Source organism: Arthrobacter methylotrophus, assembly GCF_039539965.1.
GTDB classification, from domain to species: Bacteria; Actinomycetota; Actinomycetes; order Actinomycetales; family Micrococcaceae; genus Arthrobacter; species Arthrobacter methylotrophus.
The window spans coordinates 4582365-4598301 of sequence record NZ_BAABED010000001.1; the positions used below are offsets into that span (position 1 = coordinate 4582365).

Sequence of the window (15937 nt, forward strand, 5' to 3'; positions counted from 1 at the left end):
CGGCCCTTTTTGTCCCACCATTTGTTTGTCCCACCTTGCCGGGACACCTGGTACTCATTACCACCCACCCAATCCGTTCATGCGCGGCTTGAAACCGACACACCCACGATGGAGTTTGGATGTCAAACAATTCGGTAATCGATAGCAGCCCTTTGCTGCCTTTTCACAAGAAGCTGCTCATCCAGTCCGCCGGAGGCCCGTTCCTGGACGGATGGCTGCTGAGCATCGTCGGCATCGCCCTCGTGGGGATGGTCCCCGAGCTTGGTCTCGGCACTGCGGAACTCAGCTTTGCGGGCGCAGCAGCGCTCATCGGGATTTTTGCCGGAGGACTCATCTTCGGACGTCTGACGGACCGCATTGGTCGACAACTGATGTACACGATTGACCTGATCGCCTTGGTTGTAGCTTCGCTGCTCTGCGCATTCGTGACCGAGGCCTGGCAGATCATCGCACTGCGTTTCATTATCGGCGTGGCCATCGGCGCCGATTACCCCATCGCCACAGCATTGCTGACTGAATGGCTCCCCATCAAGAAGCGTGCCGCCATGGTGGGCTCGCTGGTTGTCTTCTGGTTCGTGGGTGCCGCCGTGGCGACCATGGTTGGATTCGGCTTCGCTGCAGTATTCGGTGACGGGTCCTGGCGGTGGATGCTCGCCAGCGGGATCGTTCCCGGTGTCATCATCTTGCTGCTGCGCATCGGCACGCCGGAGTCCCCTCGCTGGCTTATCTCCAAGGGCCGTTTCGAGGAAGCCCACGCCGTCGCACGACGGGTCTATGGCCAGGACGTGGATGTTCACAATCTGGTTGCCACGGAAAGCGAAGAAGTCAAGAAAGCCGGTTTTGCCGCCCTGCTCAAGGGGGCATACCTCCGTAGGGTCGTCTTCTGTGGAGGCTTCTACCTGGCAGCAGTCACCCCGCTTTTCGCGATGTACACCTTTGGCCCGACCATGCTCGCTGCATTCGGACTCTCCAGCGGCAACAGCAGCTACCTGGGCGAAACCATTATCAGCGTCCTCTTCCTCGTCGGATGCATCATCGCTTTGCCGCTCACTGAATCTGTCGGCCGACGGCCCTTGCTGATCTGGTCCTTCGTCCTCATGCTCATTCCGTTGACAGTTCTCGGTGCTCTCCCGCAGGGGCCGGCATGGCTGATCATCGTCGCATTCAGCGCCTATGCCCTCTTCTCCGGGGGACCCAACATCCTGGAATGGTCCTACCCCAACGAAATCTTCCCCACCGAAATACGCGCAACGGCGATGGGCGTCGTCACCGCGATCAGCCGCATCGGCGCCGCGGTGGGCACCTTCCTGCTTCCCATCGGACTGGAAAAGTTCGGGGTAGGAGGAGTCATGTACATGGCAGCCGGGCTTACCGCCGTCGGCCTCATCGTCTCGGTCATCCTCGCCCCCGAAACGCGGGGCCGTTCCCTGGCTGAAGCCAGTTCGATCGAGCCCGGCCGCACCACGCAGAAAGAGAGGGCAGGGATAAAAGTCGGTCTCTAGACCCCGGAACCTACTCGACATATAGAAGCGGAGGCGAGCGATCCAGGACGGATCGCCCGCCTCCGCTCGGTTCCGACCGGCGGGCGAGCTGATGGGACGGACTCCTGGCGGCTAGCGGATCGGGCACCTTCGACAATCTACCCGTCGGTGCCGCCCGCTAGGCTGGGAAAGTGCCCCAAACAGTGACCCGCCGCACCGCACCCTCCAACGCCCGCGAGATCCTGCGCCTGGCCGTCCCCGCTTTCGGTGCGCTCATCGCCGAACCCCTCTTCCTCTTGGCAGACTCCGCGATCGTGGGCCATCTCGGAGTCCCTCAGTTGGCTGGCGTGGGGCTTGCCTCCACCCTGCTGTACACCGCCGTCGGACTTATGGTCTTTCTGGCGTATTCGACGACCCCGGCCGTTGCGCGCGCCATCGGGGACGGAAAGCTCGCCAAAGCGCTGGCAGCAGGGCGCGACGGCGTCTGGCTGGCCTTGCTGCTGGGTACCGTGCTGGCGGTGGCCGGATTCCTCGCGGCCGAGCCGTTGCTCGGGCTGTTCGGGGCCGGCGGCGACGTGCGGGCATACGCCATCGAGTATTTGCGCTGGTCCATGCCGGGGCTCGTGGCCATGCTGCTGATCTTCGCTGGAACCGGCGTGTTACGCGGTCTGCAGGACACCCGTACCCCCTTGGTTGTCGCAACGGCGGGCTTCGCTGTCAACATTGGCCTGAACTGGATCCTCGTCTATGGCATGCACCTGTCCGTGGCGGGTTCGGCGATCGGCACCAGCATCGCGCAATGGGCCATGGCCGCCGTGTATCTGGTGATGGTGGGACGCAATGCCCGGCGACACGGCGTTCCACTCCGGCCGGATTGGCGAGGAATCCGCACCATGACCACTGTGGGTTCGTGGCTCATGCTCCGCACCCTCAGTTTGCGCCTGGCGATCCTGGGCACGATCCTGGTGGTCACCGCCCAAGGGCAGATGAACCTGGCCGCGCACCAGCTTGCGATGACCATCTTTTCCTTTCTTGCCTTCGCGCTTGATGCCTTGGCCATTGCTGCGCAGGCCCTTATCGGCAAGGAACTGGGAGCTTCGCATCCGGCACGGGCACGCGAACTGACCCGTACGATGATCCGCTGGGGCGTCGCCTTCGGCGTGGTGACAGGGGTGTTCCTCGCGGTGGCGGCACCGTGGGCAGGCTTCATCTTCACGTCCGACGCCGGCGTCCAGTCCGCGCTCACCGTGGCACTGTGGGTACTCGCCGTCGGACAGCCTCTCGCCGGCTATGTTTTCGTCCTGGATGGCGTCCTGATCGGCGCGGGCGATGCCCGCTACCTGGCGATTGCCGGCGTCGTGAACCTTGCCGTTTATCTGCCGCTTTTGGCGGCAGTCCACCTTGCCCGGCCCGACGGCGCGGCGGGGCTTGTGTGGCTATGGGCGGCGTTTGCGCTGGGCTACATGCTGGCCCGCGGAGTCACTCTGGGGCTGCGGGCGCGTACGGACAAGTGGATGGTCCTGGGTTCGCACTAAACTGGACTGGTGACTCTCCCCACCTCTTCAGCGACTCCATCCACGCCTACAGCAGCCGGCCTCTGGAAGCCCGTACTTGTCCGAGCCGGTGTTGCCCTGGTATTCGGGGCCGTGACAGTCTTCTGGGGCTCGCCATCCGTCCACGTTCTGGCCTGGGCTACCGGCGTCTACCTGCTCGCAACCGCGGGCGCCGCGTTCCTGGCTGAGAGTGTTCCGGCAGCCGCAGCGGTCGTCGTTGGCTTGGCAGGGGTGGGTGCCTTGATGACGCAGTCTGACACGGGGGTTGGCGTTTCCGCGCTCGTAGGACTGCTGCTGCTCGGAGTCTTTGAATTGGTCCAGGGGTACCGGAAGCGGGGACGGCATGTGCTTGGCCGCGACTGGATCATTTCCGGCGTGGTGGGCATCGGCACCGCCGTCGCACTGCCGTTCTTTATCAGTCTTGGAGCACACGCATTACTGGGTGTTGCCGGTGGTGGCGCCATCATCTCCGGAGTCTTGTGGGTGCTTTCCGGACTGAGCCTGCGGCACGATGGGCGAACCCCCTCCGCCGAGGCCGTAAACTAGTAATGGCACGTTCTACTCATCGTAGAAATCTCGCGGCGCGCACGGCGCCTGCACCCCACGCCACATTGGAGGAATGACCTTGGCTGACCAGAAACCAAGAGAGCCGCGCAAGATGCGGACCTCGGTGAAGGGACCGCTGATGTTCTCCGCGTTTTGGGGCGTCCTGATCTTTTTCGCCGTGCTGATTTTCGCCTCCGGGGGTAGCGCCCGCACCCCGCGCTTTGACCTCGCCTTTACCGGTGCAGGCATCGCATTCATTGTGAGCCTCGTCCTCGCCGCCATGCTTTCCATGAGCCACAAGGAAAACGCCGAGCACCTTGGCAAGGGATCTGGCATCAACCTGAGTTCCAAGAAGCCGGGTCACAGCCACGGTTCGGCGCCGTCCCCCGTCGCGGGCAGCGAGACCGAAGCGCCCGACGGCGACTCCCGCTAGCTCACTGTCAGGGTCGCGTCACGCCACGCAACTTTTAGCCGACTAGTGACCCCGCCAACTCCTCAAACATGCGGCAGGCCGCCGTCGTACGCGCTGAAAACTTGCCGCAAGTGACGCGGGCCGTTGGTTCATTCCTTGCCTGAGGCTTTCCGGGCGCGGTACGCGGCCACGTGAGTTCGATTGGCGCAGTTGCCGGTATCGCAGTAGAGCTTGGAGCGGTTGCGGCTCAAGTCCAGCACGACGGCGTCGCAATCATCCGCGGCGCACACCCGTAAGCGGTCCATTTCCTTACTGCGGATGGCGTCCACAAGTGCCATGGCGGCTTCCGTGCCCAGTCGTTCCGCAAGGGGTGCCTCAGGCGTTGTGGCGTGCAGGTGCCAATCCCAGTGATCGTGCTTGACGAGTTGGGGGAGTGCATGCGCGTCGGCGAGGAGTTGGTTGACGGTCTTCGCGGCCGCGTCCTCATCGGCTGTCCATAGAGAAGCCAGCTGGCTACGCAGGCCCTTCACACTGAGCAATTCTGATTCGGTTCCCTCCCTGGCTCCCGTGAATTGTTCCGCGTCCAGGAATGCTTGGAGCTCGGCGACGCCGGGGAGGGATTCGGTGCCGTTGGCGGCCGTATTGATCAAAGCGACCACGCTGCGCAGCGCCACTTCAGTGTCAGGTGCAAAAAGCACTTTGACTCCTTACATCTCGCGAGAGTATTGTCAGTAGCGTAACCCATTTTACTCCTGACAGGAGGCTGCTGTGTCAGCTGCAACCAACCGGGCTGGCGCCGCGGGCTTCATGGCATCGGGCCTGGGGCTCGCGCTTTTTTCCTCGGCGGTCTTCGGCTTGTCCGGCTCATTTGCAAAGTCCCTCCTGGAAACAGGGTGGACCCCGGGCGCGGCAGTTGCCATCCGGCTCAGTGGTGCTGCCCTGATCTTGGTGATCCCCGCTGTCGTCGCTCTCCGTGGCCGTTGGCACCAGCTTAAGGACAACTGGCTCACTATCCTCCTGTTCGGCGTGATTGGTGTTGCAGGCTGCCAGCTCTTCTACTTCAACGCGGTGTCCAGGCTGTCCGTGGGGGTCGCTCTCCTGCTGGAATACCTCGCGCCCACCATGATCGTCCTGTGGTTGTGGGCTGCGAGCCGACGCCGTCCCCGGAAGCTCACCGCCATCGGTACGCTGCTTTCCCTTGGCGGACTTGTCCTGGTGCTGGATCTCACCGGTGCCGTGACAGTGGACTTCGTCGGAGTCTTGTGGGGCATGGCCGCAGCCGTCTGCCTGGTGATCTACTTCTTCATCACAGCCAAGCAGAACGACACCTTGCCTCCCATCGTGCTGGCCTCCGGGGGCCTCATGGCAGGTTCAATCCTGATCTGGACCGCCGGGGGGACCGGGCTGCTGTCCATGACTTTCGCCAACGCAGACGTTCAACTCGGCCCGTGGACCACACCGTGGTGGGTTTCCATTGCCGGTCTCGTCGTCCTCTCTACGGTCCTGTCCTACGTCACGGGGATCATGGCCGCCCGCAGCCTCGGGTCCAAGGTTGCGTCATTTGTCTCGCTCACGGAAGTGCTGTTCGCCGTGGTGTGGGCTTGGCTCTTGCTGGCCGAATTGCCGGGAGCCATCCAGCTCGTGGGCGGCATGCTCATCGTGTGCGGAGTGATCCTGGTGCGCCTCGATGAACTGCGGGCCGGCAAGCGTGATGCCGCTGAGTCCGCAAACTTCAGGGCGGCGCGGGAGCTTGACCACGCGAACGACGTCGAGCCCGTCCCTTCCGAGAGGGTCCTCTAGACCTCCCCTGCCTAGGCCAGGCTGGCCTAGCATGTTGGTATGTGCCGCAACATCCACACCCTTCACAATTTCGAGCCACGAGCCACCTCGGCGGAGGTGGAAGCTGCAGCCCTGCAATACGTGCGCAAGATCAGTGGAAGTACAAAGCCGTCCAAAGCCAACGAGGAGGCTTTCGCCGAAGCCGTCCACGAGATCGCGCACATCACCCAGCATCTGCTTGATTCCCTGGTGACCCACGCGCCTGCTCGGAATCGCGACGAGGAGGCGGCCAAGGCCAAGGCGCGGTCCGCTGTTCGTTTCGGAACGGCCTAGGCGCCCAACTAGCTCGCATTTGGTGTCGTTTTGAGGCTCGAAAGCGACAACAAATGCGAGCTAGTTGGGGAGGCAGAGGCTACTTTGCGAAGGACCGCAGCCGAAGCGAGTTCGCGACCACCAGGACCGAGCTTGCAGCCATGGCCGCGCCGGCGATCATGGGGTTGAGCAATCCCAACGCCGCCACCGGGATGCCGATGGCGTTGTAGAAAAAGGCCCAGAACAGGTTTGTCTTGATGGTGCTGAGCGTCTTCCGGGACAGCTCGATGGCTTGCACCAGCTGGCCGAGATCGCTGCCCATCACGGTCAGGTCCGAGGCCTCAATGGCCACGTCCGTCCCCGATCCCATGGCGATCCCCAGGTCTGCTTGCGCCAAAGCTGCGGCATCGTTGACCCCGTCCCCGGCCATTGCCACCGTGAAGCCCTGGGCTTGGAGTTTCTTGACCGCGTCCACTTTTCCTTCCGGCAGCACACCGGCGAACACATCTTCCGGGGCAATCCCGACGGCGGTAGCCACTTGCGCGGCCACAGCGGCGTTGTCTCCGGTCAGCAGCAGGGGGCGGATTCCAAGCTCCTTGAGCCTCTCGATTGCAGCGGCCGAGCTTGCTTTGATGGAGTCCCGTAGCGTGATGATTCCTGCGGGCTTCCCGTCCACAGCAACCCAAATGGCCGTAGCACCACCGGTTTCCTCGGTGGCCAGTGCTTGGCGTTGAGCGTCGCCCGGGAAGATTCCGTTGTGTTCCAACCAGCCCGTCCTGCCCACCACGACAGTGCGGTCAGCGCCGGTTCCATTCAGCGCAACTTTCCCACGGACTCCGCCGCCCGGGGCTGAACTGAAGTCCTTCACGGCAGGGAGCGGGCCGGCGTCGCGCATTGCGGACTGTGCGGCAACGGCAATGGCATGGGCGATGGGGTGCTCGGATGCTGCCTCAACAGCGCCTGCGAGAGACAGGACGTCGGCAGGGGAGTGGCCGTCCAAGTCCAGCGTGTGCCCGACTGCCAGCTTGCCGAGGGTGACGGTGCCCGTCTTATCCAGCAGGATGGCGTCCACCGTGCGCGTATCTTCAAGTACCTGTGGACCCTTGATGAGGATGCCGAGCTGGGCCCCACGGCCGGTTCCGGTGAGGAGGCCGACAGGTGTGGCGAGTCCAAGCGCACACGGGCAGGCAATCACGAGCACAGCCACGGCCGCCGTGAACGAGGCGTTGAGGTCCCCGCTCAGGGCGAGCCAGAAAACGAAGGTGACAACGGCGATGAGCAGAACCACCGGAACGAAGACGGCACTGATGCGATCGGCGAGCCGCGCGATCGGGGCTTTGCCCGTCTGTGCCTGACTCACCAAGCGTCCCATTTGCGCGAGTGTGGTGTCGGAACCGACCCTAGTGGCTCTGACCAACAGCCGGCCCGAGGTGTTGATGGTGGCGCCTGTGACCTGGCTGCCGGGTCCGGCCTCGACGGGAACGGATTCGCCGGTGACCAACGAAGCGTCTATGGCAGATGCACCGCTCGTCACGACGCCGTCGGTGGCGATCTTCTCTCCGGGTCGAACCACGAAGATATCGCCGGCCAGGAGTTGTTCGGCCGGGATCTTGTGCTCGACGCCGTCGCGGAGCACCGTTGCGTCCTTGGCCCCCAGATCGAGGAGGGCCTTGAGGGCATCCCCGGCTTTGGCCTTGGCGTTGGCCTCGAGATAGCGGCCGAGAAGCAGGAACGTAGTAACCACTGCGGCCACTTCGAAGTACAGCCCGCCGCCCATGGACTCCATGCCAGGGTGTTCATTGATCATGGGGTCGGCGAAAAGCTGCCACGCCGAATAGAGGTACGCGGCCAGGACTCCAATGGAGACGAGCGTGTCCATAGTGGAGGCGAAGTGGCGGGCGTTGATTGCGGCGGCGCGATGGAAGGGCCAAGCAGCCCAACTCACCACCGGAAGTGCCAGGACGGCCGCCACCCAGCCCCACTGCGGGAACTGCAACGCCGGGATCATCGAGATGGCGAAGACCGGGACGGTCAGCACTGCGGCCGTAATCAGCCGTGGTTTCAGCTGGCGCGCAGCAGGCCCGTGATGCATGTGGTCGCCAGCCATGTGTCCCGCATGGTCGACCGCCATGACATGGTGCTCGATGAGCGGAGGGTTTGGCCTCGATTCGTGGATCCGGGCTTTGTAGCCCGTTGCGTTGACCGTGTCCACGATTTGTTGGTCCGTGACGTCGGCCGGGACTTTTACCTGGGCTGATTCGAGCGGGAGGTTGACGGAGGCCTCCACGCCGTCGAGCTTGCCTAGTTTCCGTTCCACACGGGCAACGCACGATGCGCATGTCATCCCCTCGATGTCGAGTTCGATGATGCGCGTACCCGACTGATGGAGGATGTCCTGATTGTTCACATTGGCCCCTAGGCCTCGTTGGCGACTACCAAGTAGCCGGCTTCGGCGACGGCTTCGCCGATCTCCGACGGCGACAACTCCTGAGTGGAGGTGATGGTGACTGTGGAGATTCCGCCGTCATTCAGATCGATCTCGACACTTTCCACGCCGGCCAGGGACTCGATTTCCTCGCTGACGGCTGAAACGCAGTGCCCGCAGGTCATGCCGGAAACACTGACGTTCGTTTGGATGGTTGCAGTGTGGCCCATGGCGTACTCCTTGGTGGTGAGTTGGATGGTGTGGTGGGTGCTGGCGGGATTACCGCAGCAGGCGCCCGATGGCATCAGCAGCCTCCTTGACTTTGATGTCGATTTTCTCCGCACGGATTTCCGGGTCTGCCTCGGAGGCGGCGCCCGCTACGCAGTGTCCGATATGTTCTTCGACGAGTCCTAGGCTGACGGCGTGCAAGGCCTTGGTGGCGGCAGCAACCTGGGTGAGGATGTCGATGCAGTATTTGTCCTCCTCCACCATGCGGGCAATGCCGCGGACCTGACCCTCGATGCGTTTCAGGCGGCGCAGGTAGGCGTCCTTATTGGCTGAGTATCCGTGCACGGCTGCAGGCTCAAGCTCGATGACCGGGGGGTTGATTTGCAGGTCTGCCTTGCTCATGTCATTACGATATACCCCCAGGGGGTATCAATACAAGTACCCCCTGGGGGTATATCAATCTAGTGACAGGGTGTCCAGCGTCAGCTTCCTGGCCGGCTCACTAGCTGGATGAGGTTACCGCAAGTGTCATCCAGGACTGCCGTAACCACGGGACCCATGGGCGTTGGCGGTTGCATGAAGGTCACGCCCAAGGCTTGGAGTTCCTGGTGGGCTGAAGCGACGTCATCCACCGCGAACGAGGCCGCGGGAATTCCATCGGCGACGAGTGCCTGTTTGTAGGTCTTCGCAGCAGGGTGCTGGTCCGGTTCAAGGAGTAGTTCAACGCCTTCGGGTTCTCCGGCGCCAACAACCGTCAGCCACCGGTAGTCCCCGGCGGGCACGTCCGCCTTGGGAACGAATCCCAGTTTCCCGGTATAGAAGGCCAGCGCCTTGTCCTGATCGTCGACAAAGACGCTGGTTACATGGATGCGGGGCTGCATGGGAATCTCCTGATCGTTCCGGGCACTGGTGGCGGTCATGGTTGTTCGGTGGTTGTCGATCCTACTCTTTGCCATCTCGAACCCGCCGACTCATTGCCCCACTCTGCCCAGTCTTCGGGTCGGAGCGAGGGGCGGCCGAGCAGGTAGCCTTGCGCCGCGGTCATCCCGAGCTTGGCGACCGCAGCCAACTCGGCTTCGGTCTCGATCCCTTCGGCCACTAGGGTTGCTCCTATTTCCGAGGAAAAACCAACCATTGCGGCTCCCAGGGCCCGCTGTCCCGGATCTGCGTCGATTCCCGCGATGATCCCGCGATCAAGCTTGATCAGCTCCGGCTTGAGCTGCAGGATGTGGCGCATGGAAGCAAAACCCGCTCCGGCGTCGTCGACGGCGATTCGCAGGCCCGCGCGACGCAGCGGTGCCAGTGCTTCAGCGAGCGGTTCATAGTTGCAGACTTCGTGGCGCTCGGTGAGTTCGAGCACGATACGGTGCAGGGGGAGGGCGGATTCTCTCAGTGCGGCCGCAAACCGAGGGTCAAGACACGAGCGTGGCGAGAGATTCGCACCCACGTACAGTCCCGGCGGAAGTCCGCCTGCGGAGGCCAACGCGGTCCGGAACGCAAGGATTTCAAGTTCGATATCCAGTCCGATGGAAGCCGCCTCAATAAAACGAACTTCAGTGGATGCTCCCGCCCGTCCGCCGAATCGTGTCAAGGCTTCCACTCCGACGACGTTGCCCGTTTCCAACGATGTGATCGGTTGGAAAGCCGTCGTGAGCGAGTCCCCCGTGAGCAATTCCCTGGTGCGGGCAGTGGCTGCCGCGCGGGACAACGCGGACTGTGCGTCCAGGATGCGAGAGTTACCCTCAAAGCCGCGAGCCTTGCCTTCCCGATCACGCACTGGCCTCCCGGACACGTCCACCAAGACCCGGCTGCCATTCCGGTGGCGGCATACCGTGACCACCCGGGACCATGAGGAGTCCCCGTCTTCCCTGGCTTTCCAGTCTTCCCGGGCTTCCGTCAAATCGGCGCGGTCGATCACCGCGGTGATGTGCCTTCCCAGCAGCTCCGCCGGTTCGTATCCGGTGATGTCCTTGCAGCCCGCACTGCAGAAGGTGAACCGGCCGTCGGGGCCGATGGCCCATAGCCAGTCGAGGCTTACGCGCAGGGCAGTGTCCATCAAATGGGAGGTGCGGAATGCTTGGCTTCGTTCCTGCTGTTGCTGCCGCACGAGGCGCCATGCTGCCAGGACCACCAGGGGCACTACCAGCAGCGAAAGAAGACCAGGGAAGGCCGTGGAATCGTCGATGCCTCCCCACGGCGGGTATCCAAGAGCCATGGGCAGGCGAATAGACAGGGCGACCGCGGCCTCGACAAATATGACGATCAGCAGCCACCATCCAGTCGAAGCCGACGCCAGCCGGGTCGCTTGGCGTTCTCTTCGGTAGGGCATCTTCTTGAGCCTTGGAACGCGCATGAAGGGCATCACCCAATAGTGCCACCAAGCTCGGGGATTGGGGGGCTTAAACAAAGAGCTCCGGAGTGCGTTATTGGGGGATACGCACTCCGGAGCGGACTTTGGAGCAGGTTCTTTGCTTCCTGCTGACAATTAGCTTACGTGCCCTGACTGCCCTCCGCTACCAATCCGAATAACTACTTTCACTTTACTTTTTACGGGCCTGAATCTGCGGCCGGATCCGGTGTTTGAACGACGCCCCCTTGTAGAGCACCCTGCGCGGGCCTAGCGTTAACTTGCACAGGAAGGGGTGGTCCACGTGGAGATCTTCATGTGGTGGCTGGACATAGACCTCAAGAGCAAGGAATGGTTGCGCGAAAACCTCCGTTCCACGGAACTTCCGCAGGAAGTTCTGCAATGTATCGCCGATGCCGGCGGCCCGCACCTTGATGACTTGGCCGGCGGCCTGAGTGATGCAGACTGGGACTTCATCGAGACGCAGTCCGAGTTCGTGGACTGAACCGGTTTCCTCGACCGGTCCGCAAAACCGTTGCGGCTCCCGCGCGGGAATGGTTGCATGGGGTTCATGGCTACCGCAGAGAGTTATGTCTTGGCGATCGGGACCAAAAAGGGACTGTGGCTGGCGCGCAGCACAGACCGCAAAGACTGGTCCCTCTCCGGTCCGCACTTCCTCATGAGCGAGATCCCCAGCATCGGGATCGACACCCGTGGGGACACTCCCCGGATCATGGTGGGCGTGCGATCCGAACACTGGGGGCCTACCGTGGCCCACTCCGATGACCTAGGCGCCACCTGGAGCGAGCCCGAACAAGGCGCCATCAAATTCCCCGAGGACACTGGGGCCGCGCTGGAGCGGATCTGGCAGATCTACCCCGATTCGGCGTCCCGGCCCGGCGTCGTCTGGGCCGGTTGCGAACCGATCTCGGTCTGGAAATCGACGGACGGGGGCGAGCACTTCGAGCTGAACCGGGGACTGTGGGATCACCCCCATCGCAGCGAATGGGGGGCAGGGTACGGCGGCGCTGCCGCCCACTCGATCGTGGTCAACCCTTCCGGGGAGAACGTCCACGTCGCCATGAGCACCGGCGGGGTTTACAGATCGCTCGACGGCGGGGCCTCCTGGGAGGCCCGCAACAAGGGGATTACGGCTCGCTTCATGCCGGATCCCTACCCGGAGTTCGGCCAGTGTGTGCACAAGATCGCCGCGGATGCCGCCGTCGAAGGCCGACTGTATGCGCAGAACCACCACGGCGTGTACCGCACGGACGACAACGGCGAGAACTGGATCTCGATCGCGGACGGGTTGCCAGCCGATTTCGGCTTCGTGATGCTCACCCATCCGCGCCGCGAAGGAACGGCCTGGGTGGTCCCGATCAAAGCGGACAGTGAGCGGATTCCGCCAGATGGCCGGCTTGCAGTGCACCGCACCGACGACGCCGGGAAGACCTGGAAACGCCTGGATGTGGGCCTCCCGGACCATGAATACAACGCCGTGCTCCGTGACGCGGCCGCGGTGGATTCGGCCGAACCCGTCGGGGTGTACTTCGGAACACGCGGTGGCTCGGTCTACGCCAGTGCCGACGAAGGCGAGACTTTCATTGAAGTTGCCTCGCACTTGCCTGATGTTTTGTGCGTCCGGGCTGCCGTTGTCTCAGGCGTTGTCTCCACAGATGGGGCCGCCGAAGTGGCCGCTGCCTCTGCGGCATCTGCCCTGCCAGCCTAGGACGGACCTTGCCCGATATCACCGTGGTTTTGCCCAGCATCCTCCAGCCACTCGCCGGCGGGCAGTCCTGCCTGACTGCGCCCGCCGACGGAGCTGTAACCGTGGAAAGCTTGCTCGACGCGGTGACCGGGGACTACCCGGTGCTGGCCCGGAGGCTCCGGGATGAAACCGGTTCCCTCCGCCGCTACGTGAATATTTACGTGAATGGCGAGGAGGTCCGGCGTCTGAAGGGTCTGGATACTGAGGTTGCGGCCGGCCAGGAGGTCTTGATCATCCAGTCCGTGGCTGGCGGCTGAGCGGTTCGGGGCCAGGTCAGGCCACTCGCCAGACGGTGCATTCGTCGGTATTGATGGCCTTGCGCAGTCCGCTCAGCTGATCCATGATCCAGACGACGCCGATGCCCGGAGCCGTTTCCTGGACGCTGCCCCTGCGGATGACCACGTCATCGTAGGAGGGTCCGACGGAAAGGCGGGCTTCGATTTGGTCGCCGCGGTGCAACTGGTCAAGTGCGCGGACTCTTGTGGGCTGGGTTGATAGGTCCTTCAACATGGTTGGCCTCCCTGGCTGGAGCTGCCAGCGTTTGCCGGCCATTCCAGTGTGGCGGGCCAATGTTGCAGGGTGATTTCGGCAGGGTTAGCCGTGGGTAAGACTTCGGTAGCCAAAATAATCCATTGCCCCGCCTACCGGCGAAACGGCCGGGGAGCGGGGCAATGGATTGGGGGGTGAGGCGAGGGACTTACTTGAGGCCGAGTTCCGCCGTCGGGGTCTTGAAGGATTCCCGGGCAGTCATCGCGGCGACCGCTGCGATCACGCAGATGACGCCGGTGAAGATGCTGGTCTGGACCCAGCCGCCGGCTTTGGTGCCGCCCATCGCGGTGACGATTGTCGGGGCGAAGCCGGCCATGAGGAAGCCGATCTGGGTGCCGATGGCCAAACCGGAGAAGCGGACTCTGGTGCTGAACATCTCGCCGTAGAAGGAGGGCCACACAGCGTTCGCGGCGGCGTATCCGAGAGCGAAGTACACCACGGAGACCAAGAACATGAGGGGCACGTTTCCGGACTCGAGGGTCAGGAAGAACACCGGCGTCATGATGGCGCTGGCTATGGCGCCGTAGATGAAGACGGGCTTGCGGCCGATCCGGTCAGCGACCTTGCCGAAGACCGGCTGGGTGCCGAGAGCCACGATGTTGGCTGCCACGACGAGCCACAGGGTGATGGTGCTGTTGACGTGGGCCACGTCTTTGGCGTAAGCGATGGCCAAGGTGCCGAAGACGGTGCTCACGGCGGAGATGAAGGCGCAGCAGACAACGCGCAGGACGTCTGCCCAGTGCTGCCGGAGGAGGTCGGCCACCGGGAGCTTGGCGATCTGGTTGTTCTTCTTGGCCTCGGCGAATGCCGGCGGTTCGTGCAGGGTGCGGCGGATGAAGAACGCTACCAGGACCACCACGGCGCTGAGCCAGAACGGGATACGCCAGCCGATGCCGTACTTGACCTCGTCCGGCAGGGCGACGACGGGGATGAAGACCAATGCCGCGAGGATCTGGCCGCCCTGGGTTCCCGTGAGGGTCCAGGAGGTAAAGAAGGAGCGGCGGTTGTCCGGGGCATGTTCCAGCGTCATGGAGGACGCGCCGGCTTGCTCGCCCGCAGCGGAGAGGCCCTGGCAAAGGCGGGCGAAGACCAGCAGCGCAGGAGCCCACCAACCGATGGCCTTGAAGTCGGGGAGGCAGCCAATGATGAACGTCGCACCGCCCATGAGCACCAGTGTGAACATCAGCACGCGCTGGCGGCCGATACGATCGCCGAAATGTCCCAGGATGATGGCGCCGACCGGCCGAGCCACGTAGGCGAAGCCGAAGGTCGCGAAGGACATGATGGCGGCGTTGGCGTCGGCGCTGGGGAAGAAGACGTGCGGGAAGATCAGGGCCGCGGCCGAACCGAAGATGAAGAAGTCGTAGTACTCGACGGCGCTGCCGAGGAAGCTGGCGAGGGCGGCCTTCTTCGGCGTTCCTGCCGTGGCAGTGCCCGGCGTCGTAGACGGGATCGTGTGACTCATGGTGTTCCTTAGTGTGACGGCGATGTCGCATCTGGCTGAATATTGCGTACCTGAACACTGGGGTGGGTCCGGCAGCGGCCTCACACTGTAGCCACATTGTGAGAGCTACTTGTGCGATACAGCAATGATGGCTGTGAGCGTAGTCACTTGTCAAGATATTTACTCACCATCTAGATATAACTCTCACGATGTGGCAATCTTTAGCTATGGATGTGAAGGAAGACACAAAGACCGACATGATCGGCAAGGCCCTGGGCCTCCTCGTTTTGCTGGGCAATGAGCCGAAGGGCGCCAGCGCCTCCGACCTTGCCCGCCAAGCGGAGCTGCCGTTCAGTACCACTTACCGCCTGCTCGGATCCCTGACTCGGGACGGATTCGTGGACTACGAGCCCGATGGCCGCCGGTATCACTTGGGCCTCCGCGTCTTCCAGCTTGGGCAGCGGGTGTCCAATCACCATGGCTTTGCGGGAACGGCCCGGCCCATTCTGCAGCGCGTGACGGAGGCGACCGGCGAGGCCACCATCCTCTCGGTCCGGGATGGCCACCACCACCTCACTGTCAACAAGGTGGACGGTCCCCAGATGTTCCGGGTCACCAGCGATCCGGGGCATCTTGGAATGCTGCACACCACCGCCGTCGGCAAGGCGCTGCTTGCCTTCGCGGACGACGACGAGCGGCGGCGGCTGGTGGAAGAGCTTGAGCTGGAGCCCCTCACGGAGTCCTCCATTACCGATCGCGACGTCTTCCGCCTGGAAATCGAGAAGGTCCGGCGCCAGGGCTACGCCATCATGGACGAGGAGAACGAGGTGGGCATGCGGGCCGTCGCCGTTCCTGTCCTCAATTCCCAGGGTGTCGCCTTCGCGGCGCTTGCCACCGCGGTCCCTGTTTTCCGGATGAGCGTGGAGCAGTTGGTGGCGGTAGTTCCCTTGCTGAAGAGTGCGGCGTCCGAGCTTGCCGACCGTTTACCGCAACGCTGAAGCGTCAGCGGCACTCACTTTTGTTCGCGATAAGAACACTAGTGCAATATGTGAACATTTTGTGTAGTCTGATTCATACCGCCCGGGGGAGCAGC

Annotated in this window: 18 protein-coding genes; 10 read left to right on the top strand and 8 right to left on the bottom strand. The window is 63.1% G+C overall.

Going from position 1 to position 15937, the window contains the following annotated elements; genetic code table 11:
- The first annotated feature begins 119 nt into the window (after window positions 1-119).
- From ABD884_RS23575 to ABD884_RS23590, 4 genes are all read left to right on the top strand, one after another.
- Entirely contained in the window at window positions 120-1502 is a 1383-nt protein-coding gene (locus ABD884_RS23575; RefSeq protein ID WP_345052981.1) for an MFS transporter, read from the top strand.
- 170 nt (window positions 1503-1672) lie between these two features.
- Window positions 1673-3016, top strand: a complete 1344-nt coding sequence (locus ABD884_RS23580; RefSeq protein ID WP_345052986.1) for an MATE family efflux transporter — start codon at window positions 1673-1675, stop codon at window positions 3014-3016.
- 9 nt (window positions 3017-3025) lie between these two features.
- Window positions 3026-3580, top strand: coding sequence for a hypothetical protein (locus ABD884_RS23585; protein WP_345052990.1), 555 nt, complete (start codon window positions 3026-3028; stop codon window positions 3578-3580).
- Between the two features lie 73 nt (window positions 3581-3653).
- Entirely contained in the window at window positions 3654-4013 is a 360-nt protein-coding gene (locus ABD884_RS23590; protein WP_345052993.1) for a hypothetical protein, read from the top strand.
- A 128-nt stretch (window positions 4014-4141) separates the two neighbouring features.
- Here the strand turns inward: ABD884_RS23590 and ABD884_RS23595 are convergent, their stop codons facing one another.
- The gene (locus ABD884_RS23595) at window positions 4142-4690 is read right to left on the bottom strand and encodes a CGNR zinc finger domain-containing protein (protein ID WP_345052998.1); all 549 of its coding nucleotides are present in this window, start codon (window positions 4688-4690) and stop codon (window positions 4142-4144) included.
- A 70-nt stretch (window positions 4691-4760) separates the two neighbouring features.
- On the opposite strand from ABD884_RS23595, the gene ABD884_RS23600 reads away from it, so the two are divergent.
- Both ABD884_RS23600 and ABD884_RS23605 read left to right on the top strand, forming a co-directional pair.
- Window positions 4761-5792 (top strand): EamA family transporter, encoded by a 1032-nt coding sequence (locus ABD884_RS23600; RefSeq protein ID WP_345053001.1) that lies wholly within the window; start codon window positions 4761-4763, stop codon window positions 5790-5792.
- 39 nt (window positions 5793-5831) lie between these two features.
- A complete protein-coding gene (locus ABD884_RS23605) occupies window positions 5832-6104 on the top strand; it encodes a DUF2277 domain-containing protein (protein WP_028267849.1) in 273 nt (90 codons plus the stop codon).
- A 79-nt stretch (window positions 6105-6183) separates the two neighbouring features.
- On the opposite strand, the gene ABD884_RS23610 is transcribed toward ABD884_RS23605, so the two are convergent.
- The 5 genes from ABD884_RS23610 to ABD884_RS23630 form a co-directional block, all read right to left on the bottom strand.
- Window positions 6184-8427 carry a heavy metal translocating P-type ATPase gene (locus ABD884_RS23610; protein WP_376953832.1) on the bottom strand — a complete coding sequence of 748 codons (2244 nt, stop codon included), beginning with the start codon at window positions 8425-8427 and terminating at the stop codon, window positions 6184-6186.
- A gap of 71 nt (window positions 8428-8498) precedes the next feature.
- On the bottom strand, window positions 8499-8738 hold the full coding sequence (locus ABD884_RS23615) for a heavy-metal-associated domain-containing protein (protein WP_345055262.1): 240 nt from the start codon (window positions 8736-8738) through the stop codon (window positions 8499-8501).
- A 49-nt stretch (window positions 8739-8787) separates the two neighbouring features.
- Window positions 8788-9138 carry a metal-sensitive transcriptional regulator gene (locus ABD884_RS23620; RefSeq protein ID WP_028267846.1) on the bottom strand — a complete coding sequence of 117 codons (351 nt, stop codon included), beginning with the start codon at window positions 9136-9138 and terminating at the stop codon, window positions 8788-8790.
- Between the two features lie 80 nt (window positions 9139-9218).
- Window positions 9219-9617 carry a VOC family protein gene (locus ABD884_RS23625; protein WP_028267845.1) on the bottom strand — a complete coding sequence of 133 codons (399 nt, stop codon included), beginning with the start codon at window positions 9615-9617 and terminating at the stop codon, window positions 9219-9221.
- 35 nt (window positions 9618-9652) lie between these two features.
- On the bottom strand, window positions 9653-11098 hold the full coding sequence (locus tag ABD884_RS23630) for a sensor domain-containing phosphodiesterase (protein ID WP_345053013.1): 1446 nt from the start codon (window positions 11096-11098) through the stop codon (window positions 9653-9655).
- 289 nt (window positions 11099-11387) lie between these two features.
- On the opposite strand from ABD884_RS23630, the gene ABD884_RS23635 reads away from it, so the two are divergent.
- From ABD884_RS23635 to ABD884_RS23645, 3 genes are read left to right on the top strand one after another with little or no spacing between them, the layout of a single operon-like run.
- Entirely contained in the window at window positions 11388-11588 is a 201-nt protein-coding gene (locus ABD884_RS23635; protein WP_028267844.1) for a hypothetical protein, read from the top strand.
- 57 nt (window positions 11589-11645) lie between these two features.
- Window positions 11646-12812 carry a WD40/YVTN/BNR-like repeat-containing protein gene (locus tag ABD884_RS23640; protein WP_345053019.1) on the top strand — a complete coding sequence of 389 codons (1167 nt, stop codon included), beginning with the start codon at window positions 11646-11648 and terminating at the stop codon, window positions 12810-12812.
- Window positions 12813-12820: 8 nt separating this feature from the next.
- A complete protein-coding gene (locus ABD884_RS23645; RefSeq protein ID WP_345053023.1) occupies window positions 12821-13108 on the top strand; it encodes a MoaD/ThiS family protein in 288 nt (95 codons plus the stop codon).
- 16 nt (window positions 13109-13124) lie between these two features.
- Here the strand turns inward: ABD884_RS23645 and ABD884_RS23650 are convergent, their stop codons facing one another.
- Both ABD884_RS23650 and ABD884_RS23655 read right to left on the bottom strand, forming a co-directional pair.
- Entirely contained in the window at window positions 13125-13361 is a 237-nt protein-coding gene (locus tag ABD884_RS23650; RefSeq protein WP_028267841.1) for a hypothetical protein, read from the bottom strand.
- Window positions 13362-13548: 187 nt separating this feature from the next.
- On the bottom strand, window positions 13549-14865 hold the full coding sequence (locus tag ABD884_RS23655) for an MFS transporter (RefSeq protein WP_345053027.1): 1317 nt from the start codon (window positions 14863-14865) through the stop codon (window positions 13549-13551).
- A gap of 206 nt (window positions 14866-15071) precedes the next feature.
- On the opposite strand from ABD884_RS23655, the gene ABD884_RS23660 reads away from it, so the two are divergent.
- On the top strand, window positions 15072-15842 hold the full coding sequence (locus ABD884_RS23660) for an IclR family transcriptional regulator (RefSeq protein WP_345053031.1): 771 nt from the start codon (window positions 15072-15074) through the stop codon (window positions 15840-15842).
- Window positions 15843-15937 lie beyond the last annotated feature (95 nt).